The 25,929-nt window shown below is 71.2% G+C and carries 17 protein-coding genes; 4 read left to right on the plus strand and 13 right to left on the minus strand.

Annotated elements, in window-relative coordinates; all coding sequences use genetic code 11:
• Nucleotides 1–2: 2 nt before the first annotated feature.
• From BM290_RS26595 to eno, 4 genes are all read right to left on the minus strand, one after another.
• Entirely contained in the window at nucleotides 3–521 is a 519-nt protein-coding gene (locus BM290_RS26595) for an amino-acid N-acetyltransferase (RefSeq protein WP_239143717.1), read from the minus strand.
• On the minus strand, nucleotides 494–997 hold the full coding sequence (locus BM290_RS26600; protein WP_239143716.1) for a DUF501 domain-containing protein: 504 nt from the start codon (nucleotides 995–997) through the stop codon (nucleotides 494–496). The genes BM290_RS26595 and BM290_RS26600 overlap by 28 nt, the downstream gene beginning before the upstream one ends.
• 24 nt (nucleotides 998–1,021) lie before the next feature.
• Complete coding sequence (locus BM290_RS26605) at nucleotides 1,022–1,573, minus strand: FtsB family cell division protein (protein WP_093618628.1); 552 nt, start codon at nucleotides 1,571–1,573, stop codon at nucleotides 1,022–1,024.
• A 163-nt stretch (nucleotides 1,574–1,736) separates the two neighbouring features.
• Nucleotides 1,737–3,020: a phosphopyruvate hydratase gene (gene eno / locus BM290_RS26610; RefSeq protein ID WP_093618629.1), complete on the minus strand. Its 1,284-nt coding sequence runs from the start codon at nucleotides 3,018–3,020 to the stop codon at nucleotides 1,737–1,739.
• 171 nt (nucleotides 3,021–3,191) lie between these two features.
• Here eno and BM290_RS26615 point away from each other — a divergent pair, with 171 nt between their 5' ends.
• Together BM290_RS26615 and BM290_RS26620 are read left to right on the plus strand one after the other, a co-directional pair.
• Nucleotides 3,192–3,863 carry a hypothetical protein gene (locus BM290_RS26615; RefSeq protein ID WP_093618630.1) on the plus strand — a complete coding sequence of 224 codons (672 nt, stop codon included), beginning with the start codon at nucleotides 3,192–3,194 and terminating at the stop codon, nucleotides 3,861–3,863.
• 152 nt (nucleotides 3,864–4,015) lie between these two features.
• A complete protein-coding gene (locus BM290_RS26620; protein WP_143133975.1) occupies nucleotides 4,016–4,729 on the plus strand; it encodes a hypothetical protein in 714 nt (237 codons plus the stop codon).
• Nucleotides 4,730–5,142: 413 nt separating this feature from the next.
• Here BM290_RS26620 and BM290_RS26625 read toward each other — a convergent pair whose 3' ends face one another.
• From BM290_RS26625 to mfd, 4 genes are read right to left on the minus strand one after another with little or no spacing between them, the layout of a single operon-like run.
• Entirely contained in the window at nucleotides 5,143–6,759 is a 1,617-nt protein-coding gene (locus BM290_RS26625) for a DUF885 domain-containing protein (protein WP_093618632.1), read from the minus strand.
• A gap of 54 nt (nucleotides 6,760–6,813) precedes the next feature.
• Complete coding sequence (locus BM290_RS26630) at nucleotides 6,814–7,758, minus strand: nucleoside triphosphate pyrophosphohydrolase (RefSeq protein WP_093618633.1); 945 nt, start codon at nucleotides 7,756–7,758, stop codon at nucleotides 6,814–6,816.
• The gene (locus BM290_RS26635; protein ID WP_143133976.1) at nucleotides 7,755–8,567 is read right to left on the minus strand and encodes a hypothetical protein; all 813 of its coding nucleotides are present in this window, start codon (nucleotides 8,565–8,567) and stop codon (nucleotides 7,755–7,757) included. Before BM290_RS26635 ends, BM290_RS26630 begins: the two co-directional genes overlap by 4 nt.
• A 29-nt stretch (nucleotides 8,568–8,596) precedes the next feature.
• Nucleotides 8,597–12,211 carry a transcription-repair coupling factor gene (mfd, locus tag BM290_RS26640; protein ID WP_093618635.1) on the minus strand — a complete coding sequence of 1,205 codons (3,615 nt, stop codon included), beginning with the start codon at nucleotides 12,209–12,211 and terminating at the stop codon, nucleotides 8,597–8,599.
• A gap of 347 nt (nucleotides 12,212–12,558) precedes the next feature.
• On the opposite strand from mfd, the gene ppc reads away from it, so the two are divergent.
• Complete coding sequence (gene ppc, locus BM290_RS26645; RefSeq protein WP_093618636.1) at nucleotides 12,559–15,354, plus strand: phosphoenolpyruvate carboxylase; 2,796 nt, start codon at nucleotides 12,559–12,561, stop codon at nucleotides 15,352–15,354.
• A gap of 67 nt (nucleotides 15,355–15,421) precedes the next feature.
• On the opposite strand, the gene BM290_RS26650 is transcribed toward ppc, so the two are convergent.
• The 5 genes from BM290_RS26650 to BM290_RS26670 form a co-directional block, all read right to left on the minus strand.
• Nucleotides 15,422–17,230, minus strand: coding sequence for an FG-GAP-like repeat-containing protein (locus tag BM290_RS26650; protein WP_239143715.1), 1,809 nt, complete (start codon nucleotides 17,228–17,230; stop codon nucleotides 15,422–15,424).
• A gap of 202 nt (nucleotides 17,231–17,432) precedes the next feature.
• On the minus strand, nucleotides 17,433–19,742 hold the full coding sequence (locus BM290_RS26655; protein ID WP_093618637.1) for a S1 family peptidase: 2,310 nt from the start codon (nucleotides 19,740–19,742) through the stop codon (nucleotides 17,433–17,435).
• Nucleotides 19,743–19,950: 208 nt separating this feature from the next.
• On the minus strand, nucleotides 19,951–21,723 hold the full coding sequence (locus BM290_RS26660; protein WP_143133977.1) for a trypsin-like serine protease: 1,773 nt from the start codon (nucleotides 21,721–21,723) through the stop codon (nucleotides 19,951–19,953).
• A gap of 120 nt (nucleotides 21,724–21,843) precedes the next feature.
• Nucleotides 21,844–23,373 carry an FG-GAP-like repeat-containing protein gene (locus BM290_RS26665; RefSeq protein WP_093618639.1) on the minus strand — a complete coding sequence of 510 codons (1,530 nt, stop codon included), beginning with the start codon at nucleotides 23,371–23,373 and terminating at the stop codon, nucleotides 21,844–21,846.
• A 279-nt stretch (nucleotides 23,374–23,652) separates the two neighbouring features.
• Nucleotides 23,653–24,090 (minus strand): hypothetical protein, encoded by a 438-nt coding sequence (locus BM290_RS26670; protein ID WP_143133978.1) that lies wholly within the window; start codon nucleotides 24,088–24,090, stop codon nucleotides 23,653–23,655.
• Nucleotides 24,091–24,404: 314 nt separating this feature from the next.
• Here BM290_RS26670 and BM290_RS26675 point away from each other — a divergent pair, with 314 nt between their 5' ends.
• Complete coding sequence (locus BM290_RS26675) at nucleotides 24,405–25,922, plus strand: S1 family peptidase (protein ID WP_143133979.1); 1,518 nt, start codon at nucleotides 24,405–24,407, stop codon at nucleotides 25,920–25,922.
• Nucleotides 25,923–25,929: the final 7 nt, after the last annotated feature.

Here is a 25,929-nt window from a genome sequence, read left to right on the forward strand (position 1 = left end):
GCTCATAGGTGCAGCAGCATTCTCGTGTTCCCCAGCGTGTTCGGCTTGACCCGTTCCAGGTCGAGGAATTCGGCGACACCCTCGTCGTACGACCGGAGCAACTGCTCGTAGACGCCGTGTGGCACGGCCGCCCCGTCGATCTCGGTGAACCCGAACGACCCGAAGAACCGGGTCTCGAACGTGAGACAGAACACCCGGGCCACGCCCAGCTCACGAGCCTGGTCGAGGAGCGCCGCCACGATCCGGTGACCGATCTTCTGCCCGCGCAACGTCGGGTCGACCGCCACCGTCCGGATCTCGGCCAGGTCCTCCCACATGACGTGCAGAGCGCCGCAGCCGACCACCCGGCCGTCCTCCGCCTCCGCCACCCAGAACTCCTGGACCTGCTCGTAGAGCGTCACGGTGGCCTTGCTGAGCAGCCGGCGATCAGTCGTATACGTATCCACCAGGGACCGGATCGCCCGCACGTCCCCGGTCCGGGCCCGCCGGATCCTCACTCGTCGTCCGCCAGCCGCACGCAGGGGCCACCCGCCCAATACGGCTCGACCGCGTCGCGCACCTCGTCGCCGAACGGGTTGACGCCCCGCCCGGCGGCCAGCGCGTGCCCGAGATGGACATGCAGGCATTTCACCCGGTCGGGCATGCCACCGGCCGACACGTTCCGGATCTCCGGCACGTCCTCGACGGCGGTCCGCCGGTCCAGATAGTCCTGGTGGGCGGCCGCATACCTCTTGGCCAGCTCCGGATCGGTGCTGAGACGCTCCTGCATGTCGCGCATGACGCCGGCCGACTCCAGCCGGCTGCACGCCGCGGTCGCATGCGGGCAGGTCAGGTAATACATGGTGGGGAACGGCGTGCCGTCATCCAGACGCGGCGAGGTCTCCACCACGTCGGGGTTGCCGCACGGGCAGCGGTGCGCGATCGCCCGGGTGCCGCGCGGGCGACGGCCGAGCTGGGCCGCCACGATGTCGAGGTCGGCGGGAGTGGGTTCGTCCATCAGTCCGGATCAGTCCTGGGATTTCTACTTGGAGGTCTCGGCGTTGGCCGCCTGGACACTGCTCCACAGCGTGTCGTACCACCTGTCGGGGGCCGCGGCCGGGGTCTGCGCGGCGGCCGCCTCGTCCTCCTCGTTCGGCACGACGAGCAGCGGTGTCTCACCGGGACGCACATAGGAGAAACGCTCCAGCGCCTGGATGCGCAGATACTCCGGGTCCTTCCACTTCGCCAGCTGCTTCTCCGCCGCGGCGATATCGGCCCGCTGCGCGGCCACCGCCGCCTCCATCTCAGCGATCTGCGACTCCTGCTCCAGATACACCCGAAGGGGATACGTGTAGGCGAGAGCGAGAACGACGACGAGCGCGATGAGGATGGTGGCCCGGCTGGTCAGCGCGCGCGGGCGGGGAGCGTCGGTGCGCTGCGCGGCTGCGCCGCCGGAGGATCCCGCAGGAGTACGCCGAGCGGACGGCACCCGGATCGGACCCGTGTTTCTCGTGCGGGACGCGGAGGGCCGGCCGGCCGCTCCGGGGCGGCGACGGGTCGGGCCCTGGCCGCTCGGCGTGCGGCGTTCCGTCATCTCCGCCCTCCCGTCAGCCGTGGATCGTGGCGCCCGTCCTGGAAACCTATGCCTCCATGGGCGGGCGCCACAAACCGAGCCCGCTCCGGGCCGGCGAGAGCCGGATCACCCCGGCGTCCACCGCCGTGCCCGGGCGGTTCTTCGATGATCCGACGTCCGGCCGTCAGCCGACGCGGTAACGCGGGAACGCGCCCGCACCGGCGTACCGGGCGGCGCTCTCCAGCTGCTCCTCGATGCGCAGGAGCTGGTTGTACTTCGCGACCCGGTCGGACCGGGCCGGGGCGCCGGTCTTGATCTGGCCGGAGCCGACCGCGACGGCCAGGTCGGCGATGGTGACGTCCTCGGTCTCGCCGGACCGGTGGCTCATCATCGTCTTGAAGCCGGCCCGGTGGGCCAGGTCCACGGCGTCCAGCGTCTCGGTCAGCGAGCCGATCTGGTTCACCTTGACCAGCAGGGCGTTCGCGGCGTTCTCGGCGATGCCGCGGGCCAGGCGCTGCGGGTTGGTGACGAACAGGTCGTCGCCGACGATCTGGATCTTGCTGCCGAGCTCGGCGGTCATCGCGCTCCAGCCGGCCCAGTCGTCCTCACCCAGCGGGTCCTCGATGGAGACGATCGGGAAGTCGGCGACGAGCTTCGCGTAGTACGCGATCATCTCCTCGGTCGACTTCGGCGCGCCCTCGAAAACGTACGCCCCGTCCTTGTGGAACTCGGTGGCCGCGACGTCCATGGCCAGGACGATGTCGCTGCCCAGGGTGTAACCGGCGGCCTGGACGGCCTCGGCGATCAGCTCCAGGGCCGCGACGTTCGCCGACAGGCTCGGCGCGAAGCCGCCCTCGTCGCCGAGGCCGGTGGACAGGCCCTTCTTCTTCAGCACCGACTTGAGCGCGTGGTAGACCTCGGCGCCGCTGCGCACGGCCTCCCGGAAGGTCGGCGCGCCGATCGGAGCGATCATGAACTCCTGCACGTCGACGTTCGAGTCGGCGTGCGCGCCACCGTTGAGGATGTTCATCATCGGGACCGGCAGCAGCGCCGCGTTCGGGCCACCGAGGTAACGGAAGAGCGGCAGCTCGGCGGAGGCGGCGGCGGCCTTGGCCACGGCGAGCGAGACGCCGAGGATCGCGTTCGCGCCGAGCGACGACTTGGTGTCGGTGCCGTCGATGTCGATCATCTTCTGGTCGATCAGGCGCTGGTCGGAGGCCTCGTAACCGACGAGCTCCTCGACGATCTGCTCCTCGATGTTGGCGACCGCCTTCTCGACACCCTTGCCGAGGTAGCGGCCCTTGTCACCGTCACGGAGCTCGAGCGCCTCGAACGCGCCGGTGGAGGCGCCGGACGGCACCGCGGCGCGGCCGACCGAGCCGTCGTCCAGGCCGACCTCGACCTCGACGGTCGGGTTGCCCCGGGAATCGAGGATCTCGCGGGCGACGATTGCTTCAATGGTGGCCATTGGTCGTGTCGCTCCCTAATAGTTGTACGAATACAGTTTCGGTCCGCGACCCTGCGGGCCGACCACACCGCAGAGCGTATCGAGTCCGGCAATGGCGTGTTCGCTCGGCCGGTGAACTCCCCTGCCGGATCGCCTCAAACCTGCGGCGTACCTGCCGAAGCGATGAACACTATGACCAGTAGCCTGTTTCCCGCAGACGGGTCGCGTGTCGAGTTGGACATCGGGGCCGAGACCCTCACGGAAGTCCGCGTGGTCCGGGTCGCCGAGACCACCGTGACGCTGTCCCTCCCGCTCGCCGACGCCCAGCTCGCGGTCGGTGCCGTGGTCGTCCTGCGCTGGCCGGCCGGCCCTCGTGGCCGGTACACCCAGCAGGCGACGGTGCGGGGGACCGAAGAGAACCGGATCGACGTCACGCCGCTCGGTGATCCGAAGATCGAGCAGCTGCGGAACTTCGTGCGCGGCGGAGGCGGCGAGAGCATCCTGCTGGTCCGGGCCGACGACCCGCAACGCGTCGGGCGGGTGCACGACCTCAGCGAGCGCTCGGTGCGGGCCTACTTCAGCGACGTCGACCTGCGGCCCGGCGAGGAGATGCTGCTCCGCCTGCAGCTCGGCGACGACGTCGTGCAGTTCCCGGCCACCGCGTACCGGGTCGCGCAGATCCGCCAGCAGGTTCCGGTCCGCGGGCCCCTGGTCACCGAGATGGTCGCGATCTTCGAGCAGGACGAGCGACAGGCGAAGATCATCCGGAGGTACGTGATGCGCCTCCAGTCACAGGCCCGGCGCGAAGCGGCAGCCGCCACCGCCCTGGCCGAGGAGGCACTGGCCGCGGCCGCCGCCCGGTGAATCCGGAATGCGAATTCGAATACGGCCGGGAAGTCCCGTGAATGGAGGGCCTCCGGCCGGTTAATTGTCGTGCCATAAGCCCTCGAATCATCGACATACGTCGCCGGATACTCGATTGCGTGGGGTGGCGCGGGTACGTCAGGGTGGTCTCCGTGCCCGCCACCCCGCGCCAGCCGGCCCGTCCCGTCCGGCTCCCGACCGACGGAGGCAGCCGACACCCGACCGGCGCGGCCCGGCTCGCGGCAGTGCTCGTTCTGGCTCTGGGCGGTGTGACCGCCTGCACCGGCCTCGACCAGGCCGGCGCGGCCGGCATCGCCGACGAGGCGCTGGTCTCCGAGGCCGCCGACCGGGTCGCCGCCGCCGACGCGCTGACCTGGACGACCACCTACCGCCTGGCCGGCGGCGCGACAGCCCGGGTGGTGCGCGCGCAGTCGCCGTCCCGGGTCGCCTACAGCTGGCCGTCCGGCAGTCTGATCAGCACACCGGACGCCGTCACCCGCTGCGACGGCTCCGGCGGGAAGGCGGTCTGCACCGCCACGTCACCGGACGCCGACCAGACGATCCCGGCTTCCACCGGGTTGATCACCCCGTCCGCGATCCTCGACATGCTGGAGGTCGCCGCGATAGATCCGGGCGTGGAGGTGGTACCCCGGGAGACCACGATCGCCGGGCGATACGCATCGTGTCTGAAGTTCGGCGCCGGGTTCGAGGTCTGCGTGACGGGCGAGGGCACCGTCGCCGCCTTCACCGGAACGGTCCAGGGCACCCCCGTCGAGATGCTGCTCACCGACTACAGCTCCGGCACCGACGAGGCCGACTTCACCGTCCCCCCGGACGCCCACCTGGACGACCGCCGACCCGCCTGACGACCGCGACCGCCCGCATCCCAGCGCCCCGCACGACTCCCGAACCGCCCGCCGCGCAGACCGCTCGCCGCGCGAACCGCCCGCCGCGAACCGCCCGCCGCCCGGCCCGCCCGCCGCGAACCGCTCGCCGCGCGAACCGCCCGCCGCACGAACCGCCCGCCGCACGAACCGCCCGCCGCACGGACCACCCGCACAAGCCCGCCGCGCAGATCGCCCGCACAGGGCAGCCCCAGCGGACCCGCTTGCGGTCCCGCACCGCTCCGAACTCGGCGGCCACGAGGCCCATCCGATTCACTCGAGACTCGTCGGCTCCTCCGGACTCGCTGAACGCTTTCGCTGAAAGGTGAGCGCTGCGCTCCCAGCGGCCTCCCGGTGTCCGCGATTGTGGTCGATCAACCACGATCGGCGGCGGGTCAGACGCCCAGGAGGGCGCGCAGATGCCGGGGCGGCGGGGACCCGTGGGCCAGCATCGCGTCGTGCCAGGCCTTCGGTGTGGCGCCGAACGGCCGCGCCGCCGCGATCGCCGCCACCTCGGTGTAGCCGACGAAATACGTGGAGAGCTGGGTCGAGGTGAGCAGCGCCCGCCGCCACTTGCCGGCCGCCTCGCCCTCCTCCTGGAAGCCGCGACCGGTCATCAGCGCCATCGCCTCGGCCTCGGGCAGGTCCTCGCAGTGGGTGAGCTGGTCGATGATCGCGTTGAGGCTCATCCGCAGCTGCATCTTGAGCTGCTGCACCCGCACCGGCAGGCCGCCGAAGCCGAGACCGGCCATCAGCTCCTCGGCATACACCGCCCAGCCCTCGACGAACGGGCCGGACCAGCCGAGCGAACGGACCCGGGTGGCGGCCCGGAAGCGCCGGGAGTGGGCGATCTGCAGGAAGTGGCCGGGCATCGCCTCGTGGACGGTGAGGTTGCGCAGCATCTCGTCGTTGTACTCACGGTAGAAGCTGGCGATCCGCTCGGCCGGCCAGTCGGCGGGGGCCGGCGCGATGCAGTAGAACGTGGGCACGTCGGCTGTCTCGAGCGGGCCGGGCGGGTCACAGTAGGCCACCGCGACACCGCGGGCGAACTCCGGCATCTCCTCGATCACACACGGATCGTCCACCAGCGACAGGACGTCGTGCCGCCGGACGAACTCGGTCGCCTCGGCCATCGTCACCTTGGCCAGCCCGACGATGGTGGTGTCGTCGGGATGCCGCTCGGCGATGCTGTCGAGGGCGCGGCGGACCGTCTCGTCGGTGGCCGGGCCGCCGGTCAGCTCGGCCGCGGCGGCACGCAGCTCGTCACTGACCCGGTCGAGGTTGGCCCGGGCGCGGGACAGGATCTCGGCGGCGGGCAGCTCGGTGTCGAGGGTGTGCCAGAGACGCGCCTCCCACAGCCGGCGGCCGAGCCGTGGATCGCGGCCGGGGTCGTCGCCCTCGAGCCGGGCGCGCAGCCAGCCGTCGAACTCGCCCAGCGCGGAGAGCGCCTGGGCCGCGACCGGCTCCACATCGCCGCGCAGGGCGGGGGCCTGGGCCAGCAGGCGGGGCAGCTCGTCACGGATCAGCCCGGCGGTGCCGGCGAACTGGCCGACAGCGGTCTCGGCGTGGATGCGGGGCACGTCGCGCAACACGGCACGGGCGGTGGCCAGCGCGTCGGGGATGGCCCCCAGACGACCGGCAAGGCTGGTCAGCCGCTCGTCGAGCGGCGCGAACGGGCGGGCGATCAACCCGTGCAGCAGCGGGCCGGGGTTGTGCTCCAGCGGATTCCACTCGTGCTCGCGGACCTCGGTCAGCTCGAACAGCGCACGCTCCACCCGGGCGGTCAGGATCGCGTGGTCGACCTGGTCCTCCGGGTCGAGGCCGTCGGGGTCGACGCCGCTGAGCGCGTCACCGGCGTCACGCAGCATGGCGACGCGGTCGGACACGCCGACGGCGGAGTGGTCGGGCAGGCGGTCGTCGAAACGGTGGTCGCCCGCGTAGGAGGCGGTGGCGGGGTCGCTCTCCAGGAGGGCGTCGACGATGCGCTCGGCAAGCGGTACGAACTCCGGCATGCCGTGAAACCTACTCGGAAGGACTGACATTTTCCCGGCGCCGGGCAGCCGGGTCTAACGCTCGGCGGCTCGGACCGCTTCGGCGTAGGTGAGAGCGGCGGCACGGAGCGCGGCTTCGGCGTCGAGGCCGGCGGCGTGCGCCTCGGCGACCGCCCGCAGCAGCAGGCTGCCCAGGTCGTCACCGGCGGGCAGCGGCACGGACACCCCGCCCCGCTCGACCCGGTGCAGGATCTTCGCAGCCAAGGCGAGCGCCGGCTGGCTGAGCGCGATCCCGTCGAGCACCGAGTCCCGGGACTTCTCCTCGCGCTTGATCCGCTCCCAGTTGGCGGTGATCTCCTCGATGTCGGCGACCTGCTCACCGGCGAACACGTGCGGGTTGCGGCGGATCATCTTCTCGACCAGGCCACCGGCCACGTCGTCGATGGTCCACCGCTCGCCCTCGGCGTGGTCCTCGGCGAGGCGGGCGTGCAGCACCACTTGCAGGAGCACGTCGCCGAGCTCCTCGCGGAGCGCGCCGAGGTCGCCGCCGGTGATCGCGTCGTACGCCTCGTAGCTCTCCTCCAGCAGGTACGGCGCGAGCGTGAGGTGGTTCTGTTCGCGTTTCCACGGGTCGCCGCCGGGTGAGACGAGCCGGTCCATCACGGTGACGGCGTCGAGGAGCCGGGCGCCGGGCGGGTCCCAGGAGCCGTACATCAGCTCCAGCTCGGCCAGGCCTGGCTCGCGGGCCAGTCGCAGCCCGAGCTGCCGCGCGAAGGCCTGGTCGCCGTCGGGTCCGGCGAGCCAGACGGCGGCCGGCTGCCCGGCGACGGCGTCGAGCAGGCCCTGGGCGTCGGTGTCGAGGACGGTGACCGGCACGCCGGTGACCCGGAGCGCCTCGGCCTGGGCGCTGTCCGCCGCGGCGAAGACGGGGTACGCCCGGACGGCGTCCCACGCCTCGGCGGTCAGCAGCCCGGCCGGTAGCCGTGGTGACGTGACGAGCAGGACGATCCGGGTGCTCAAGACAGGTCGTCCACCGGGACCGCCCAGCGGTCGTCGAAGTCGGCGGTGAGCAGGTCCACGGCGCCGGCCTCGGCTTCGACACCGAGCACGGTCAGGTCGAACGCGTACCGCGGATTGAGTTTGACCTGAAGCTCGTCAGCGGTGGCCCGGACCTCCTCGCGCAGCTTGGCCGCGGCGGCGACCGCCTGCAGGTTCTGCTGGCCCTGGGCGGCTCGCCAGGTCGCGAAGTCCTGACCGGGCTCGACGCCTCCGTTGGCGCCGAGCTGGTCGTAGACGAGGCGCATGTCCTCCTCGGTCGGCGCGGTGGCCGAGACCAGCGACTGGGTGAGCAGGCCGCGGAGGTAGTAGTTCTCGATGTAGAGCTTGGCGTAGGTGGAGTCGGCGGGCAGCTTCTTCTGGGCGGCGAACTCCGCGTACGGCACGTCGGCGGGCAGGCTCACCGAGTGCTTGGCGGCGAGCCGGCCGTAGATCTCGTGGCCGACCAGCGCCTGGAGCACCTCGGTCCGGGTGAACGGCACCTGGGCCCGCTCGGCGGTGATGGTGGGCGACGGGGTGACCTTCTCGCCGGCGTCCGCACGCTTCTTCTCGGTCTCGCGCTGTGCCGTCTCGGCCTCCGCGGCCGCGGCCTCCGACTGCTTGCTCAGGGCGTCGTAGGCCTCGGTCCAGACCTTGTCGACCTGCTTCTCGGTGATGTCACCGGCGCTGCCCATATAGGCGGCCACGGATGACTCCGAGCGGCAGGCGGACAGGCCACCCACGGCGAGGGACGCGACGACAACAGCGGAGGCGAGTCGGCGGGCACGAAGCATGGTCAACACTCTCTCACGCGCAGTGTGATTTACGTCGCCCGGCCCGCACCGGTTTTCACCGGCTCGCCGAGCACGTCCTTGAGCAACTGGGCGCACCACTGGAGCAGATCCTGGTCGCGCAGCAGCTCGCCACCGATCCGCCGGGTGCTCGGCCGCGGCACGCTGACCTGGTCGGTGCCGGTCTTGTAGACCGAGTCCGGGTGGTACCGCTTGAGCCGCATCTGCTTGGAGTCGGGCAGCGCCAGCGGGGAGAACCGCAGGTGCTTGCCCTGGACGGAGACGTCGGTGAGCCCGTAGGTGCGGGCCAGCTGCCGGAACCGGGCGACCGCGATCAGGTTGACGACCGGGGCCGGCGGCTCACCGTAGCGGTCCTTCATCTCGCCGACCACCTCGTCGAGGCGGGCGTCGTCGCGGGCCTCGGCGAGCTTGCGGTACATCTCCAGGCGCAGGCGCTCGACCGAGATGTACTCGGTGGGCAGGTGCGCGTCGATCGGCAGGTCGATCTTGACCTCCGGCTCCTCCTCCTGGCGCTCGCCCTTGAACTGGGCCACCGCCTCGCCGACCATCCGCACGTAGAGGTCGAAGCCGACGCCCTCGATGTGGCCGGACTGTTCGCCGCCGAGCAGGTTGCCGGCGCCACGGATCTCCAGGTCCTTCATCGCCACATACATGCCGGCGCCGAGCTCGGTGTGCTGGGCGATGGTGGCGAGCCGCTCGTGGGCGTGCTCGGTGAGCGGCTTGTCGCGGGGGTAGAGGAAGTACGCGTACGCCCGCTCGCGCCCCCGGCCGACGCGGCCACGGATCTGGTGCAGCTGGGCGAGCCCGAGCAGGTCGGCGCGCTCCAGGATGAGGGTGTTGGCGTTCGGGATGTCGATGCCGGACTCGACGATGGTGGTGCAGACCAGGACGTCGAACTCCTTCTCCCAGAAGCCGACCATCACCTTCTCCAGCTGCTCCTCGCTCATCTGGCCGTGCGCCACCGCGACCCGGGCCTCGGGCACCAGCTCGCGGAGTTTGCGGGCCGCCCGGTCGATCGACTCGACCCGGTTGTGCAGGTAGAAGACCTGGCCGTCGCGGAGCAGCTCGCGGTGGATGGCCGCGGCGACCTGCTTCTCGTCGTACGCCCCGACGTAGGTGAGGACGGGGTGCCGCTCCTCGGGTGGGGTGGCGATGGTCGACATCTCGCGGATGCCGGTGATCGCCATCTCCAGGGTCCGCGGGATCGGGGTGGCCGACATGGTCAGCACGTCGACCGAGGCGCGCAGGGCCTTGAGCTGCTCCTTGTGCTCGACGCCGAAGCGCTGCTCCTCGTCGACGATGATCAGGCCGAGATTCTTGAAGCGGGTCGACTTGGCGAGCAGCCGGTGGGTGCCGATCACGATGTCGACGGTCCCGTTGGCGGCGCCCTCGAGGGTGAGGGTGGTCTCCTTCGGCGTCTGGAACCGGGACAGCTGCCGGATCTGCACCGGGAACTGGCTCATCCGCTCGGTGAACGTGTTGAAGTGCTGCTGGGCGAGCAGCGTGGTGGGCACGAGCACGGCCACCTGCTTGCCGTCCTGCACGGCTTTGAACGCCGCCCGTACCGCGATCTCGGTCTTGCCGTATCCGACGTCGCCGCAGATCAGCCTGTCCATCGGGACCTGCAGCTCCATGTCGTGCTTGACCTCGATGATCGCGGCCATCTGGTCGGGCGTCTCGGTGTACGGGAACGCGTCCTCCAGCTCACGCTGCCATGGTGTGTCCGGCCCGAAGGCGTGGCCCGAGGAGGCCTGGCGCGCCGCGTACAGCTGGATGAGCTGGGCGGCGATCTCCTTGACCGCCTTCTTGGCGCGGGCCTTGCTCTTCTGCCAGTCGGCGCCGCCCATCTTGTGCAGGGCGGGCGACTCGCCGCCGACGTAGCGGGAGAGCTGGTCGAGCTGGTCGGTGGGGACGAAGAGCCGGTCGCCGGGCTGGCCGCGCTTGGAGGCGGCGTACTCGATCACCAGGTACTCTCGCTCGGCGCCGTTGACGATCCGCTGCACCAGCTCGATGTAGCGGCCGATGCCGTGCTGCTCGTGCACCACGAAGTCGCCGGTCTTCAGCTCCAGCGGGTCGATCGTGTTGCGGCGGCGGGCCGGGAGTTTGCGCATGTCCTTGGTGGACGCGCCGCGGCCGCCGGAGATGTCGTTGCCGGTGATCACCGCGAGCCGGGACGCCTCGTCGACGAAACCGTGGTTCAGCCCGCCGCAGGTGACGAGCAGTTTCCCGTCCTCGACCGCGGACGGGATCGAGTCGACCACGGTGACGCCCAGGCCGGCGTCGCGGAGCAGCTCGGCGGCCCGCTGCGCGGTCCCCTTGCCCTCGAAGACCAGCACGACCGCCCAGCCCTGGCCGGCCCATCCGGCCAGGTCACCGGCGAGACGGGCGGTGTCGCCGTGGTAGAGCGGGACCGGCTGGGCGGCCAGCGCGACGGCGTCACCCAGGTCCGGGGAGACCTCGACGGCGCCAGCGTCCTCCCAGGGGAGCGCCTCGGCGGGCGTGTCGGCGAGCCCGAACGGCGAGATCGACCACCAGGGCTGGTGCAGGACCGCCGCGTGCGCCCGGACATCGGCCAGGCTGCGGAAAGCCACAGCGCCGACGTCGATCGGCGCCTGACCGCCGACGGCGGCCGCCGCCCAGGAGGCCTCGAGGAATTCATCGGACGTACGGGTGAGGTCGTGCGCCCGGGTCCGGATCCGCTCCGGGTCGCAGAGCACGACGTGGGTGCCCGCCGGCATGCAGTCGATCAGCAGCTCCATGCTGTCGGTGCCGCTGAGCAGGGCCGGTGCCAGTGACTCCATGCCCTCGACCGGGATGCCCTCGGCGAGTTTGTCGAGGATCTCGGCCAGCTCCGGGTGGTCAGCGGCGAGCTCAGCAGCCCTGGCCCGGACGGAAGGGGTGAGCAGCAGCTCCCGGCAGGGCGGCGCCCACAGCCGCGGCACCTGGTCGATGGTGCGCTGGTCGGCGACCGCGAAGGTGCGGATCTCCTCGACCTCGTCGCCCCAGAACTCGACCCGCGACGGATGCTCGTCGGTGGGCGGGAAGACGTCCAGGATGCCGCCGCGGACCGCGAACTCGCCCCGCTTGGTGACCAGGTCGACCCGCGCATACGCCATGTCGGAGAGCCGCCGCGCGACCTCCTCCAGCTCGACCTCGCCGCCGGTGACCAGCTCCACCGGCTCCAGGTCGCCGAGCCCCTTGAGCTGCGGCTGCAGCAGCGACCGGACCGGCGCGACGACCACCCGCAGCGGCGTCTCGCCGGGGTGGGCCAGCCGGCGCAGCACGGCCAGGCGCCGGCCGACCGTGTCGGAGCGTGGCGACAGGCGCTCGTGCGGCAGCGTCTCCCACGACGGGTAGACGGCCACCAGATCGCTGTCGATCAGGCAGCCCAGCGCGTCGGCCAGGTCGTCGGCCTCGCGCGAGGTGGCAGTGACGGCCAGCACCGGCCGCTGCGCCCCGCCGAGATCGGCCGGGCCGGCGACCGTGGCCACCACGAACGGGCGCAACGAGACCGGCGCGGTCAGGTCGAGCGAGTCCGAGTCGACGAAGCCTTTGGCCGCGAGGTCACGCGCGCGGGCGAGGCCGCGGTCACGCAGGGCGGCGGGAATCAGACCGGACAGTTGCATGGCGAGCGACCCCCCGAGGGCACGACGAACAGCCCCGATCCGGATGGGGGACGGGGGTGTGCCTCTCAGCTTAGTCGGACACTCCGACAGAACCCGTATCGCGCGCCTTATCGAGCGGCATGTCCCCCGGGACGGGGCTCGTCGATATCTACCACCGGGTCCACCACCAGGTCCACCACCGGATCGAACGGGTGGCGTCGCAGGTCAGTGGCACCCCGCCCGGGCGCATTCACGGACCGGGTCATGAGACTCTTGACTCAATTCACCCCCGGACCGGGGTACGCCGATAACATCGGCGAAGTCGGGACAGCGCCGTCCTGGAGCCATCCGAGCGAAGGAGCGCCCCGATGACAGAGCAGCCTGCCCTCGACGAGCGAGAGGGATCCGACGCCGCACTACGTGCCGACATCCGCCGGATCGGCACGTTGCTCGGTCAGACGCTGGCCCGGCAGGAGGGCCGGCCCCTCCTCGACCTGGTCGAGGAGATCCGCGCCCTGGTCCGTCAGGACGCCCCGGCCGCGGCCGACCGGCTCGCCGCCATGGACATCACCACCGGCACCAAGCTGGCCCGCGCCTTCTCCACCTACTTCCATCTGGCGAACATCACCGAGCAGGTGCACCGCGCCCGTGACCTGCGGCGTCGCCGGGCGAAGAACGGCGGCTGGCTGGACCAGGCCGCCAAGCGGATCGCCGAGAAGGGTGTGCCGGCCGACGAGGTGGCCGCCGCCGCCCGCCGCCTCGCGATCCGCCCGGTCTTCACCGCGCACCCCACCGAGGCGGCCCGCCGCTCGATCCTGTCGAAGCTGCGTCAGGTCGCCGACTCGCTGGACGCCGAGTCCGCGGCCGCCGCCCTCTACGGCGCCACCGACACCAGCGCCTCGACCAAGCGGTTCGCCGAGCTGATCGACCTGCTCTGGCAGACCGACGAGCTGCGTCTCGACCGGCCGGACCCGACCGACGAGGCCCGCAACGCGGTCTACTACCTGAAGGATCTGTACGCCGACGCCGCCCCGCAGGTGCTCGACGACCTGGCCGACACCCTGCGCCGCCTCGGCGTGGAGACGGCGCCCACCTCGAAACCGCTGACCTTCGGCTCGTGGATCGGCGGCGACCGCGACGGCAACCCGTTCGTCACCCCGAAGGTCACCCGCGAGGTGCTGCTCATCCAGCACGAGCACGGCATCCAGGCCACCGAGAAGGCGATGGACACGCTGATCGACGAGCTGTCCGTCTCCCGGCGGCTGCGCGGGGTCTCGCTCGACCTGTCCGCCAGCCTCGCCCAGGACCTGGACAATCTGCCCGAGGTCGCGCCCCGGTTCCGCCGGGTCAACGCCGAGGAGCCGTACCGGTTGAAGGTCCGGGCGATCAAGGCCAAGCTGGCGAACACCCGGGCCCGGCTGATCAACAACACTCCGCACGTGCCCGGCCGTGACTACCTCGGCTCCGACGAGCTGATCTCCGACCTGGAGCTGATGCGCGCGTCGCTGGCCCGCAACTCCGGCCAGCTGCCCGCGGTCGGTGTCGTCGCCACCGCGATCCGCCAGGCGTCCGCGTTCGGCCTGCAGCTGGCCACCCTCGACGTGCGGGAGCACGCCGAGAAGCACCACGAGGTGCTCCAGCAGATGTACGCGCAGGTCGGCGAGGTGGACGACTACGCCGATCTGGACCGCCCGTCGCGGACGAAGCTGCTCGCCGCCGAGCTGACCGGCCGGCGGCCGCTGTCCAACAAGGACACCCCGCTCACCGACGCGGCCCGCAAGACGTTCGACGTGTTCCACACGATCCGCGAGTCGCAGGCCCGGTTCGGTGACGACGTCATCGAGTCGTACATCATCTCGATGACCCTCGGTGTCGACGACGTGCTCGCCGCGGCCGTGCTGGCGCGCGAGGCCGGCCTGGTCGACATCCACACCGGCCGCGCCCAGGTCGACATCATCCCGCTGCTGGAGACCCCGGCCGAGCTCGACGCCGGCGGCGACCTGCTCGACGAGATGCTGTCCATCCCGGCCTACCGGGAGATCGTCCGCGCCCGCGGCGACGTGCAGGAGATCATGCTCGGCTACTCGGACTCCAACAAGGAGGCCGGGATCACCACCAGCCAGTGGCGCATCCACAAGGCACAGCGGTCACTGCGTGACGTCGCCGCCCGGCACGGCGTGCGGCTGCGGCTGTTCCACGGCCGCGGCGGCACGGTCGGGCGCGGTGGCGGCCCCACGCACGAGGCGGTGCTGGCTCAGCCGTACGGCACGCTGGACGGCGCGATCAAGGTGACCGAGCAGGGTGAGGTCATCTCCGACAAATACACGGTGCCCGCCCTGGCCCGGGAGAATCTGGAGCTGACGGTCGCCGCCGTGCTCCAGGCGACGCTGCTGCACACCAGCATCTCGGTCGACCCGGTCCGCCTCGAGGTGTGGGACTCGGTCATGGACACGGCGTCCGACGCGGCGTTCACCCGGTACCGCTCGCTCGTCGAGGACCCGGATCTGGCCGCCTACTTCTGGGCCGCCACCCCCACCGAGCTGCTCGGCGCCCTCAACATCGGCTCCCGCCCGGCCAAACGTCCCAACGCCGACGCCGGTCTGAGCGGCCTGCGCGCCATCCCGTGGGTGTTCGGCTGGACCCAGACCCGCCAGATCGTCCCCGGCTGGTTCGGTGTCGGCACCGGCCTGGCCGCCGTCCGCGCCGCCGGCCTGGGCGACGAGCTGGACGCCATGCACCAGAACTGGCAGTTCTTCCGCACGTTCCTGTCGAACGTGGAGATGATGCTGGCCAAGACCGATCTGTCGATCGCCCGCCGCTACGTGGAGACGCTGGTCCCCGAGGAGCTGCGGCCGATCTTCACCAAGATCGAGCAGGAGTACGCGCTGACCGTCCAGGAGGTGCTGGCCATCACCGGCGGCACCGAGATCCTGTCGAACCAGCCGGAGCTGTCGCGTACTCTCGGCGTCCGCGACACGTACCTGGAGCCGCTGCACCACCTGCAGGTGGCGCTGCTCCGCCAGTACCGCGACCTGGGCGAGGCCGGTCGCCAGCTCCCGACGGCGCCGGGCGCCCGCCGAGGCCCGTCGGACTCGACGGCCCTGGAGCGCGCCCTGCTGACCACTGTCAACGGCATCGCCGCCGGCATGCGCAACACCGGCTGATCCACTTCGGCAGAAAGGCCGAGGCCCCGTACCGGATTCCGGTGCGGGGCCTCGGCCTTTGGTGCGGTCAGAGAATCCGGGGGTACGAGGTGAGGGTCCAGCCGACTCCGAACCGGTGCCGGGTGCCGCTGGCGAGCAGGGTGTTGTCCGCCGACAGGTCGCCGGTGGACGCCCAGCCCCACAGCTCACCGGTGGTGTTCTGGTTGAGGATGTCCTGCTTGCCGTCGCCGTTGAAGTCGCCGAGGACGATCCGCGGGTACGCGGCCTGGGTCCAGCCGCCGCCGGCGATCCGGGACTGGCCGGCGAACATCAGGTTGTCTCCGGACAGGTTGCCGGTGGACGCCCAGACGCGCAGCAGACCGGTCGTGTCCTGCCGGATGATGTCCTGCCTGCCGTCGCCGTTGAAGTCACCGGTCAGGATCCGCGGGATGTTCGCGGTGGTCCAGCCGCCGCCGACGGTCCGCGCCGGGCCGGGGAAGAGCTTGTTGTCGGCCGACAGGTCGCCGGACGAGCCGAGCGCCTTCAGCAGGCCGGTCGAGTCCTGGCCGATGATGTCGGTCCGGCCGTCGCCGGTGAAGTCGCCGGTCAGGATCCGCGGGAAGGCGGTGGCCGTGTAGCCGCTGCCGACGACCACACCCGAGCCGGGGAACAGCACTCCCCCGTTCAGGTTGCCGGTCGAGCCCCACACCTTCAGCTGGCCGCTCGCGTTCTGGGCGAGGAGGTCCGTACGCCCGTCGCCGTTGAAATCTCCGGTCAGCAACCGCGGGAAGCTCGCGGTCGAGAAGCCGGTGCCGACGATGCGGGCCGCCCCGGTGAACAGCTTGTTGTCCGCCGACATGTCGCCGGTCGACGGCCAGGCACGCAGCTGTCCGGTCGAGTCCTGGCCGATGATGTCGGCCTTGCCGTCGCCGTTGAAGTCGCCGGTCAGGATCCGCTGGATGTTGGTGGTGGTCCAGCCGCCGCCGACCAGCCGCGACGCGCCGTTGAAGAGTCCGGAGTCGGCAGCCATGTTGCCCTTGGACGCCCAGCCCTGCAGGTCGCCATCGGTGTTCTGGTGGATGATGTCGGACTTGCAGTCGCCCGTGACGTCCGCGGTGTAGACCACGGCGCCGTCCTGGGCGGTCGGGACCGCTGTGCCCGCGGCGTTGCAGGTGTTCACCGCGATCTCGCGGATCCAGCCGGCGAGGTCGTCGACCCGAGTCTCCTCCGCTACAGACTCGGTCGCCTCCCCCGCGTCCAGACAGCCGCGCTGGGTGGACGTGTGGTGCACCGCGACGAGCTCCACGGTGGATCCGCTGCCGCGCAGGGCCGGCCCACCGGAGTCGCCCTTGCAGGTCGTCACGGCCGCCGGATCGGTCCCGGCGACCCTCAGGGTGGCCGCGCCGACCGTCTCCACGCTGACGGTTCCGGCATGCTTCTGAGCCGAGACCCAATCGGTGGCGGTACGCCCGAAGCCGACCAGTTGCAGCACTTCACCGGCGGCCGGCGCCGTGGTCGCGAGGGGCACCGGCGCGATGTCGCCGACCGGGGTGAGCAGGCGCACCAGCGCGAGGTTCCGGTCCGGATGCGGCACGACCCGGGTGACGTCGATCGACCGGCCCAGCGTGACGGTGGTCGGCTGAGCCGGCGCCCCCGCCGCGGTCTGGCCGAAACAGGCGCCGGCGGTCAGCACCCACGAGGGCGCCACGAGGACACCGGTGCAGGCCTTGCCGATGCCGGGCGCACCGACGTTGACACGTGCGGTGAAGGGGTAGATGGTGTCGGCGACGGTGTCACCGGTGACCGCTCGGGCGGCCGCACCGCCGAGCAGACTCGCCACCATCACCGCGGCGGAGACACCCGCCACGACGACGCGGCGTCGACCAGGAGAGGACATCGAGTTTCATCCTTTCGAGCCCGTACGGAAGCGCCGCACCTCCCCGTGACACGGGAGGTGCGGCGCTCCTGCACAGACAGAAGACAGGGGCGGTCGGCAGACCGGCGCCGATCGGCCGGACATCGACGAGGAAACCGCCGTTGATCGCGCCGATCATATACAGAATTGGATTTACCGATGTGCCCCTGCGGTGTGCCCGTCCTCAGTCGCGGGGACCGAAGCGGATGGGGTCCGCCCAGTCGATGGCCCGGTCGTCGCGGACGGTGAAGTACAGCAGCGCACCCGTGGTGTCCTTGGCGAGGATCCCGGCACGCTTCTCCTGGCCCAGCACGATCGGGGTCAGGCCGCTGCGGTTGTTCCAGCCGGTCCCGGCGCCGGTGTCGACGCCGGGTCCGAACTGGGTACCGGCCTCGGTGCCCGGGTAGATCCGCAGTGCGCCGGTGGCGGTGACGACAGTCAGCAGGTCGTCGTAGTCGTCGTCGTTGACGCTGCCGAGGGTGACCTCCTTGCAGCAGCCCCACCCGGTGCCGTAGACGACACCAGCGCTGAAACTGCCACCGGTGGCGTTGCCCCGGTACAGGAACAGCTGCTGCGTCGACGACTTCACCACGAGCAGGTCGTCGTACTGGTCACGGTCGACCTTGCCGATCGCCACGTCCCGCAGATCCGTCGACCAGCCGGAACCGATCTGCACCCGCGTCCCGAAAGCCCCACCGGCAGCGGTGCCCGGGTACAGCCACTGGATGTTGGTCGCCGTCTCGATGACCACCAGATCGTCGTACGCATCCCGGTTGACCCTGCCGACCGCGAACTCCCGCATGGCCGACCAGCCGCTGGTGCCGATCTGCACCCTCGGTCCGAAGGTGTTCGCGGCGGTTCCGGGGTGCAGCCACAGCGCGCCGGCGGAGTCGACACCGATGACGTCGGTGTACGCGTCCCGGTTGAACTTGCCGGTGACCAGGTTGGACAGGTCGGACGGCTGCGGGACGTAGATCCTGCCGCCGGGCTGGACGCGGGCGCCCCATCCGGCGGTCGCGGTGCGCGGGTGCAGGTAGGTGCGCCCGGACGTCGAGTCGACACCGATCAGGCCCTGGATGCCGCTGCTGTCGACGGTGCCCTTGGCGAGGTAGGACGCGTAGTTCCAGCCGGTCCCCGCGCCGGCGTCGACACCGGGCCCGAACTGGGTGCCGGCCGCGGTGCCCGGGTAGATGCGCATCGCACCGGTGGACGACTCGACGGTCACCAGGTCGTCGTAGTCGTCGGTGTTGAACTTGCCCACCTGCAGCTGCTTGCAGCAACCCCAGCCGGTGCCGTAGACGACACCCGCGCTGAAACTGCCACCCGTGGCGTTGCCCTTGTACAGGAACAGCTGCTGCGTCGACGACTTCACCACGAGCAGGTCGTCGTACTGGTCACGGTCGACCTTGCCGATCGCCACGTCCCGCAGATCCGTCGACCAGCCGGAACCGATCTGCACCCGCGTCCCGAAAGCACCACCGGCAGCGGTGCCCGGGTACAGCCACTGAATGTTGGTCGCCGTCTCGATGACCACCAGATCGTCGTACGCATCCCGGTTGACCCTGCCGACCGCGAACTCCCGCATGGCCGACCAGCCACCGTTGCCGATGCGGACGCGATCGCCGTACACGGCCCGGGTCTTCGTGCCCGGGTACAGCCACAGCTGGCCGGAGGCGTCGGCGGCGACCAGGTCCTCGATGCCGTCCCGGTTGAACTCGCCGGTCACCGGCTCACGCAGTCCGTCGGGCACGGTCGCCACGCCGGCCCGGATCCAATCAGACAGATCATCGGTACGGGCCTCGAAAGCGCCCTCCCGGGTCTCCGACTCGCCCAGGCACCCGTTCTGCCACGACGTGTCGCTGATGCCCACCAGCTGCGGGCCGGCCGCGGTCTCCCGGAACGCCGGTCCACCCGCGTCGCCCTTGCACAGGGTCGCGCCACTGGCCGCGCCGCTCACCGCGAACGCGTCAGCGGTCACGTCGCCGACCGTGAACTCGCCGGCGTGCATCCGGGTCGGCACCCAGACGGTGCTCGTCCGGCCGTACCCCGCGATGCGCAGCGTCTCACCCGCGACCGGCGCGCCACCGTCGAGCGCCACCGGCGTGATGTTCTTGACCGGCGCGGACAGCTCCGCGAGCGCGATGTTGCGGCTGGCGTGCGGCGTCACCGACACCACGGACAGCCGGTGCCCGGTCACCGCCGCCAGGTCTGCGCGACCGAGCACGACGGTCGTCGGCCGGGCCGGCGCGCCGGCCGTGACCTGACCGGTGCTGTCGGCGAAACACGACTTGGCGGTGACGATCCACCGCGCGTGCACCAGCGCGCCGGTGCAACCGGCGTCGTCACCGACACTCACCTTGGCGACGAAGGGCAGCCCGCCGTCCGCCACCTCGGGCGCGCCGGCCACCGCCAGCGCCGTCCCGCCACCGAGCAGCCCGGCCGCCAGCCCTGCCGTCAGCAGGCCGGCCCCCCATGAACGTATACGTCGTTGCATCTCACTCCCCGTGTCTTCACTGCCGTTGCAGCAGCGAAATGATAGTGAAGATCCTCTATTGAGTGGGGGTGAACGGCATCCGTCCGCGAGACGAACCGCTCCACGCCGGACAGTCCCCGCACATCACGTGAGCAGCAAACGTGGCGGCCGCCGACAGGGATCCTCCGGTCGGCGGCCGCCGCGCGCTGTTCACTTGGTGACACAGATCTCAGGAACGGTCCTCGGGCAGGTCGATGCTGCTGTAGGAACCGAAGGTGGTGGAGCGGTAGGCCTGGACCGGAGCGGCGAACCCGCCGTTCGCGGCCGCGGTCAGGGTGTGCAGGGAGACGCTGCCGTCCGTGCCGCCGAAGAGGGCGGCCAGGTCGTCGCGGCCGTCACCGTTGTAGTCGCCGGCGGTGAGACGGGTGGTGTCCCACGAGCCCCACGCGGTGTTCGTGCTCTTCCATGAGCTGAACGCGTTGTTGAGCGTGCCGTCGGCCTTGGCGGTCCAGGTCAGGACGGCCAGGTTGCCGTTGGAGTAGTTGTAGAGGCCGGCCACGTCACCGCGGCCGTCGCCGTTGAAGTCGCCCGCGGCGATCCGCAGACGGTTGGGGTCGCCCCAGTACGGCTCGGCCGGCGTGTACCAGATCCGCCTGTCCTCCTCGAAGCCGCCGGCGGCGGTCGCGGTCCAGCCGTAGATGCCGACACTGGCGTCGGCGAAGCCGTAGAAGGAGCCGACGTCGTCGCGGCCGTCGCCGTTGAAGTCGCCGCTGAAGACCTTCATGCGGCCGATCTCGCCCCAGTACGGGGTGGCGTCGTTGAACCACTTGCGGGTGGGGCTGCCGAAGGTGCCGTCGGCGCGCGCCGTCCACACGAACAGGCCGATGCTGGCGTTGGCGTAGTTGTAGAACCCGGCCAGGTCGGTGCGGCCGTCGCCGTTGTAGTCGCCGCTGGTCATCAGCATCCGGTCGTACGAGCCGAAGGTGGTGCTGGTCCACGAGCGGACCGCGGGCGAGCAGGTGCCGTCCGCCTTGGTCAGGAAGGTGTCGAGGGTCAGCGTGAGCCCGTTGCTGCCGCCGTTGAGCACGACCTGGTCGATGATGTCGTCACCGTTGAAGTCGCCGCGGAAGGTCTTGTTCTTGGCGGCGGTGTAGAGGCTCGCGGCGGTGTTGCAGCCGCCACGCGCCGACATCGTGCCGGCCGCGCTGGTGACGAAGGTGAACGGGCCGACCGCGCCGGAGGCGTAGTTGTAGGTCAGGGTCACGTCGTCGCGGTGGTCCTCGGCGAGGCCGCCGGGAGCGTAGGCGCGGATCCAGGCAGCGATGTCGTCGAGGCGGGTCTCGGTCGCGTTCCGCTCGGTGGCGGTCGAGCCGAGGCAGCCGCCCTGGGCGGACGTGTGGTGGATCGCCACCAGTTCGACGGCGCCCGCGGTCTCCCGCAGGGCCGGGCCGCCGGCGTCGCCCTTGCAGATGCCGGCCTGGTTCGCCGCGACTCCGGCGACGTCGAGCACTCCCGTGCCGACGCCGGTGACCTGGAACTGGGCCGCGTGCAGAGCGTCCGGCACCCACTGGGTCGCGGTGCGGCCGTAGCCGGCCAGGCTGAGCACGTCTCCGGCGGCCGGGGCGGTGGCGCCCAGGGCGACGGGCGCGACGGTGGTCGGCTGGTCCAGCTTGACCAGGACGACGTTGCGGTCGGGGTGCGGCACGATGCGCGCCGCGGCACGGACCTGGCCGGCCGTGCCGGTGAGGTCGGCCCGGCCGATCGTCACGGTCGTGGGCACGGCGGGCTTGCCGGCGGCCGGGGCCTCGCCGAAGCACGCCTTGGCGGTGACCACCCACTGCGGGTCGATCAGCGCGCCGGTGCAGGCGTGACCGATGCCACGCTCACCGACCGCGAGGTGCGCCACGAAACCGTAGGTGCCCTGCTCGACCAGGGCGCCGCCGGTCACACCGAACGCGGGTGTGCTCGCGGTGACGCCGAGGACAATTGCCGTCGCGGTCACTCCGGCCCATCCGGCACGCCGTGACAATCGTGTCGCGGCCTTCCCCGATGCCCCGTGACCGAATATCTCGTAACGCAATTGCGATTCCTCCAGAATGGGTACGTGTAAATGCGATGCGGGTCACTCGATGACGGCGCCGCCGGCGATCCGTTGCGGGCCGGTCCAGCCCTCGGCGCCGTTGGTCCAGGCGTCCACCGAGCCGTTCAGGTTGATCCGCAGATAGTCGGCGCGGGCGTCGGCGGTGTAGCGGGCGAAGCGCACCTGCTGGTGGTCGGCTGTCGCGCCCGGCGCCACCCGGCCCAGGCCCTGCCAGCCGCCTCGACCGTCACCGCCGCGGTTCAGCCAGACGTCGACCGCGCCGGTCTCGTCGAGCCACAGGTAGTCCGCCTTGGCGTCGCCGTCGTAGTCGGCCAGGCGGACCCGGCTCGCGTCCGTGGTCAGGCCGCCGGCGACCCTGCCGTCGTTGATCCAGCCGCCGTTGCCGTCGCCGCCACGGTTCAGGTAGAGGTTCACCGTGCCGTTGGCGTTGAACAGGAAGTAGTCGGCTTTCCGGTCGCCGTCGAAGTCGGCGAACCGCACCTGGTCGGCGTTGGTGGTCACGCCGGTCGCGACCTGGCCCAGCAGCGGCCAGCCGCCGCCCCCGTCGCCGCCGCGGTTCAGGTAGGCGCGCACCGCGCCGCTCGGCTGGATCCACAGGTAGTCGGCCTTGCCGTCGCCGTCGAAGTCCGCGATCCGGACCTGCCGGCGGTCGCTGGTCAGCCCGGTGGCGACCTGGCCCTGGTACGACCAGGTGGAGTCGCCCCGGTTGGTCCAGACGTGCACGGCGCCGCCGTCGGCGATCACCCAGTAGTCGTCCCGGCCGTCACCGTCGAAGTCGGCCCACCGGACCTTGCTCGCGGTCTCCGGCGCGCTGCCGGCCGGGGCCGGCGACGTGGTCATCGCGCCCTCGGCGACCACCTGGCGCAGCGCCGTGAAATAGGTCTGGGCGATCACCTCGTAGCCGGAGTCGGCGGGGTGCAGCCGGTCGGCCATCTGCTCGGCGGTGACGGGCCACTCCACATACCGGATCCGGTTGCCCGCGGCCGCGCGGTCCGCGACGAGTTGCTGAGCCCGGGTGTTGAAGTCGTTCACCCGCGCGGCCATCGCCGGGTCGCGCGGCAGGAGCCCGGCGAGGACGACGGTCACCGCCGGCCGGGTGGTGAAGATCGTGGTGAGCAGGGTCCTGAGGTCCGGGATGGCGTCCTCGGTGGGCTGCCGGTCCAGGTCGTTGATGCCGATGTGCAGCAGCACGACGTCGGGGGCGGAGCTGTTCAGCCAGGACACCGCGTTAGCGTTGATCTGCTCGATGAACCAGCCGCTGTGGCCCTCGTGCTGCGGGTCCGCGACCGAGCCGGAGCGCTGCGACCCGACGAAGTCGATGGTGAACGCCGACTGGTTCCGCACCTTCTGCCACAGGGGCGGGCGGTAGCCACCGCCGACGTTGCTGCCGGCGCCATACGTGATCGAGTCGCCGAGCGGCAGGACGCGCAGGTGCGGAACGTCAGCGGCGGCGGCCGCGCCCGGAGCGGCCAGCACCGAGGCGAGAACCGCGAACAGGCTCAGCACCGCCCCGCCGAATCCGGACGACCGCCGCAATGAACTCAGCGCCATTCCTTGCCTTCCCCCGTAACGTCGGCTGACTTACCACCGGGCACGCGGAAACGGCGAAGTGGAACGTGCGCCTGATCGCGCCGTCCGGCACCGTCGATCCCCCGTAGACCGAGCAGAGCCCAAACCATAGATCGATGTCACGGCGAAGTAAATCGACGAGCTGTGATCTCAGTTACCACCGCGGCGGGCCGGCGGCCGGGAGCAGCGTCTCGGCCGCCGGCGCGGCGCCACCGCGAGGATCAAGATCACAATCAGGGGGTACGCGCGGACGCCCCCCGATCAGACGCGGACACAATGCGCGCCCAGATCGGCGATGCTCGCCTCCTCCGGGGTGCCCGGCGCGACCCGGCAGAGCCCGATCCGGAAGCCGCGGGTCCCGAGGAGCGGCAGGAACGCGTGCGACTCCACCGGAAGAACGCCCTGGTCACAGAGTCGCGCGGAGTTGGCGCCCTGGCCGAGCAGGTCTGCCGCGACGTAGTAGCGCAGGTAGTAGCACTGTCCATCACTCGCGCCGACCGAGATCTCCCCGGCGACGTCCGCGTAGCGCCCACCGGCCACCGAGCGATACGTGGTCGTCCCGCTCGCCGCGGCCGCCCCGTTGACCACACTCCAGCCCGCCGGCGCCGCCATCGCGGGGCTCGGCGCGGAGACCGCCGCGGCGGACATCAGCACAGCCAGCCCGGCACCGATACGACGAGAATTCCACAGTCGACTCACCACGCGCTCCTCACCACGAATGACCTCGGAGTCCCGACCGTAGCGAGGAAACGGTTTACGTGAATGCGTGGATAAAGGATTCGAAATTCCCTGTGACGCCAGTTACCACCACTCGGCGACCGCGCGCCGGGACAGCTTCCGCCGAGCCACTCGATCGCTGATCAGACGCCCTTCCCTCGCCCCGGCGACGGCGCTCCGGAGACCCGGGATCACGGATCCATGCGCCCCCACGAGCCCACGGCGTCGATGTAGCCTCAGCCCGATTGATCAGCAAGATCATCGATATTCCCACGCTTTCATGCGAACGGAGATCCGTGTCCTCTCTTCGAACCCTGGCCGGCTCGGCTCTCATCGGCGCCGTCCTGCTTCCTCTCGCCGCCGGCAGTCCGGCCGCGGCCGTCGCCGGTCCCGGCGCCACCGACACCGCCCTCTCCTTCGCGGTGAAGATCGAGGTGGGCGACACCCTGCGCGCGTGTTCCGGCGCGCTGCTCAACAGGTGGTGGGTGGTGACCGCCAAGGCCTGCTTCGATGACGGCGCCGGCGTCGTCGCCGGCCGGCCCGTACAGCGGACCACCGCGACGATCGGCCGCCTCGACCTGACCACGAGCGCCGGCGCGGTCCGTACGATCGACAAGGTCGTGCCGCATCCGGACCGCAACGTGGTGCTGGCCAGGCTGTCGCAGGAGGCCCCCGGGATCGCTGTCGCGCCGGTCGGCCAGACCGCGCCGGCGGCCGGCGAGCAACTGGTCGCCGCCGGATTCGGGCGGACCGCGGACACCTGGGTGCCCCGGCAGCTGCACACCGGACAGTTCACGGTGGACGAGGTCACCGGCGCGACCTTCCAGGTCAGCGGCACCGGTGGCGCCGCCGTCTGCCGCGGTGACGCCGGCGGGCCGATCCTGCGGAGCGTCGGCGGCGGTTACGAGCTGGTCGGGCTGCACCATTCCGCGACCGGGGCGGGCTGCCTCGCCGAGACCGCGACCGAGAACCGGGCGGTGGAGACCCGTCTCGACGACATCACCGCGTGGCTGACCGCCAACACCCTGGTTCCGAACGCGCTGCAGGTCTCGGTCACCGACACCCGGGTCGGCGTGCTGCGCGGCGACTACGGCACCCAGGTCAAGGAGGGCGGCCTCAGCACCCTCTGGACCCAGCTCCTGACCGACGCCCGGCAGATCGAGGTCGCCGACGACCGGATCGGCGTGCTCACCCGGGGCGGCGTCGCGTACGCCAAGGAGGGCGCGACCACCGCGGCCTTCGTCAACGAGTACAGCGGCGTCCAGCAGATGGCGGTCTCCGGCAACCGGGTGGGCGTGCTCACCGACGCCGGCGAGGCGCTCGCCAAGGAGGGCGGCCTGAGCACCGCCTGGGTCCCGCAGTACAGCGACGTCAAGCAGATCGAGGTCACCGACACCCGGGTGGGCGTGCTCACCCGGAGCGGCGTTCTGCTGGTCAAGGAGGGCACCCTCCGGACGAACTGGATCCAGCAGTACACCGGCGTCAAGCAGTTCGCCCTCTTCGGCGACCGGATCGGTGTGGTCACCGAGAGCGGCGCCGCCATGGTCAAAGCCGGCGGTCTGGGCGCCGCGTGGGTTCCGCAGCTGGCGACGGGTGCGGAGGCCGTCGTCCTGCGCGACGACCGGGTCGGCGTGCTCACCTCCGAGCGGGTGGCGCTGGTCAAGGAGGGCGCCCTCACCGCGACGTTCGTGACCGAGCACACGGACGTACGCCACCTCGACGTCAGCGGTGACCGGGTCGGTGTCGTCCGTTACGACGGTGAGGCCCTGGTCAAGAGCGGTGGTCTGAGCACTCTCTGGACGACGGTCTGGTAGCGGGCCG

Origin of the sequence: Actinoplanes philippinensis, from assembly GCF_900113015.1 — a bacterium.
In the GTDB taxonomy this organism is placed as follows: domain Bacteria; phylum Actinomycetota; class Actinomycetes; order Mycobacteriales; family Micromonosporaceae; genus Actinoplanes; species Actinoplanes philippinensis.

Coding starts and splice junctions, on each gene's coding strand:
- BM290_RS26600 (WP_239143716.1), bottom strand. CDS start 997: ATGGACGAACCCACTCCCGCCGACCTCGACATCGTGGCGGCCCAGCTC.
- BM290_RS26605 (WP_093618628.1), bottom strand. CDS start 1,573: ATGACGGAACGCCGCACGCCGAGCGGCCAGGGCCCGACCCGTCGCCGC.
- eno (WP_093618629.1), bottom strand. CDS start 3,020: ATGGCCACCATTGAAGCAATCGTCGCCCGCGAGATCCTCGATTCCCGG.
- BM290_RS26615 (WP_093618630.1), top strand. CDS start 3,192: ATGACCAGTAGCCTGTTTCCCGCAGACGGGTCGCGTGTCGAGTTGGAC.
- BM290_RS26625 (WP_093618632.1), bottom strand. CDS start 6,759: ATGCCGGAGTTCGTACCGCTTGCCGAGCGCATCGTCGACGCCCTCCTG.
- BM290_RS26635 (WP_143133976.1), bottom strand. CDS start 8,567: ATGCTTCGTGCCCGCCGACTCGCCTCCGCTGTTGTCGTCGCGTCCCTC.
- mfd (WP_093618635.1), bottom strand. CDS start 12,211: ATGCAACTGTCCGGTCTGATTCCCGCCGCCCTGCGTGACCGCGGCCTC.
- ppc (WP_093618636.1), top strand. CDS start 12,559: ATGACAGAGCAGCCTGCCCTCGACGAGCGAGAGGGATCCGACGCCGCA.
- BM290_RS26650 (WP_239143715.1), bottom strand. CDS start 17,230: ATGTCCTCTCCTGGTCGACGCCGCGTCGTCGTGGCGGGTGTCTCCGCC.
- BM290_RS26655 (WP_093618637.1), bottom strand. CDS start 19,742: ATGCAACGACGTATACGTTCATGGGGGGCCGGCCTGCTGACGGCAGGG.
- BM290_RS26665 (WP_093618639.1), bottom strand. CDS start 23,373: ATGGCGCTGAGTTCATTGCGGCGGTCGTCCGGATTCGGCGGGGCGGTG.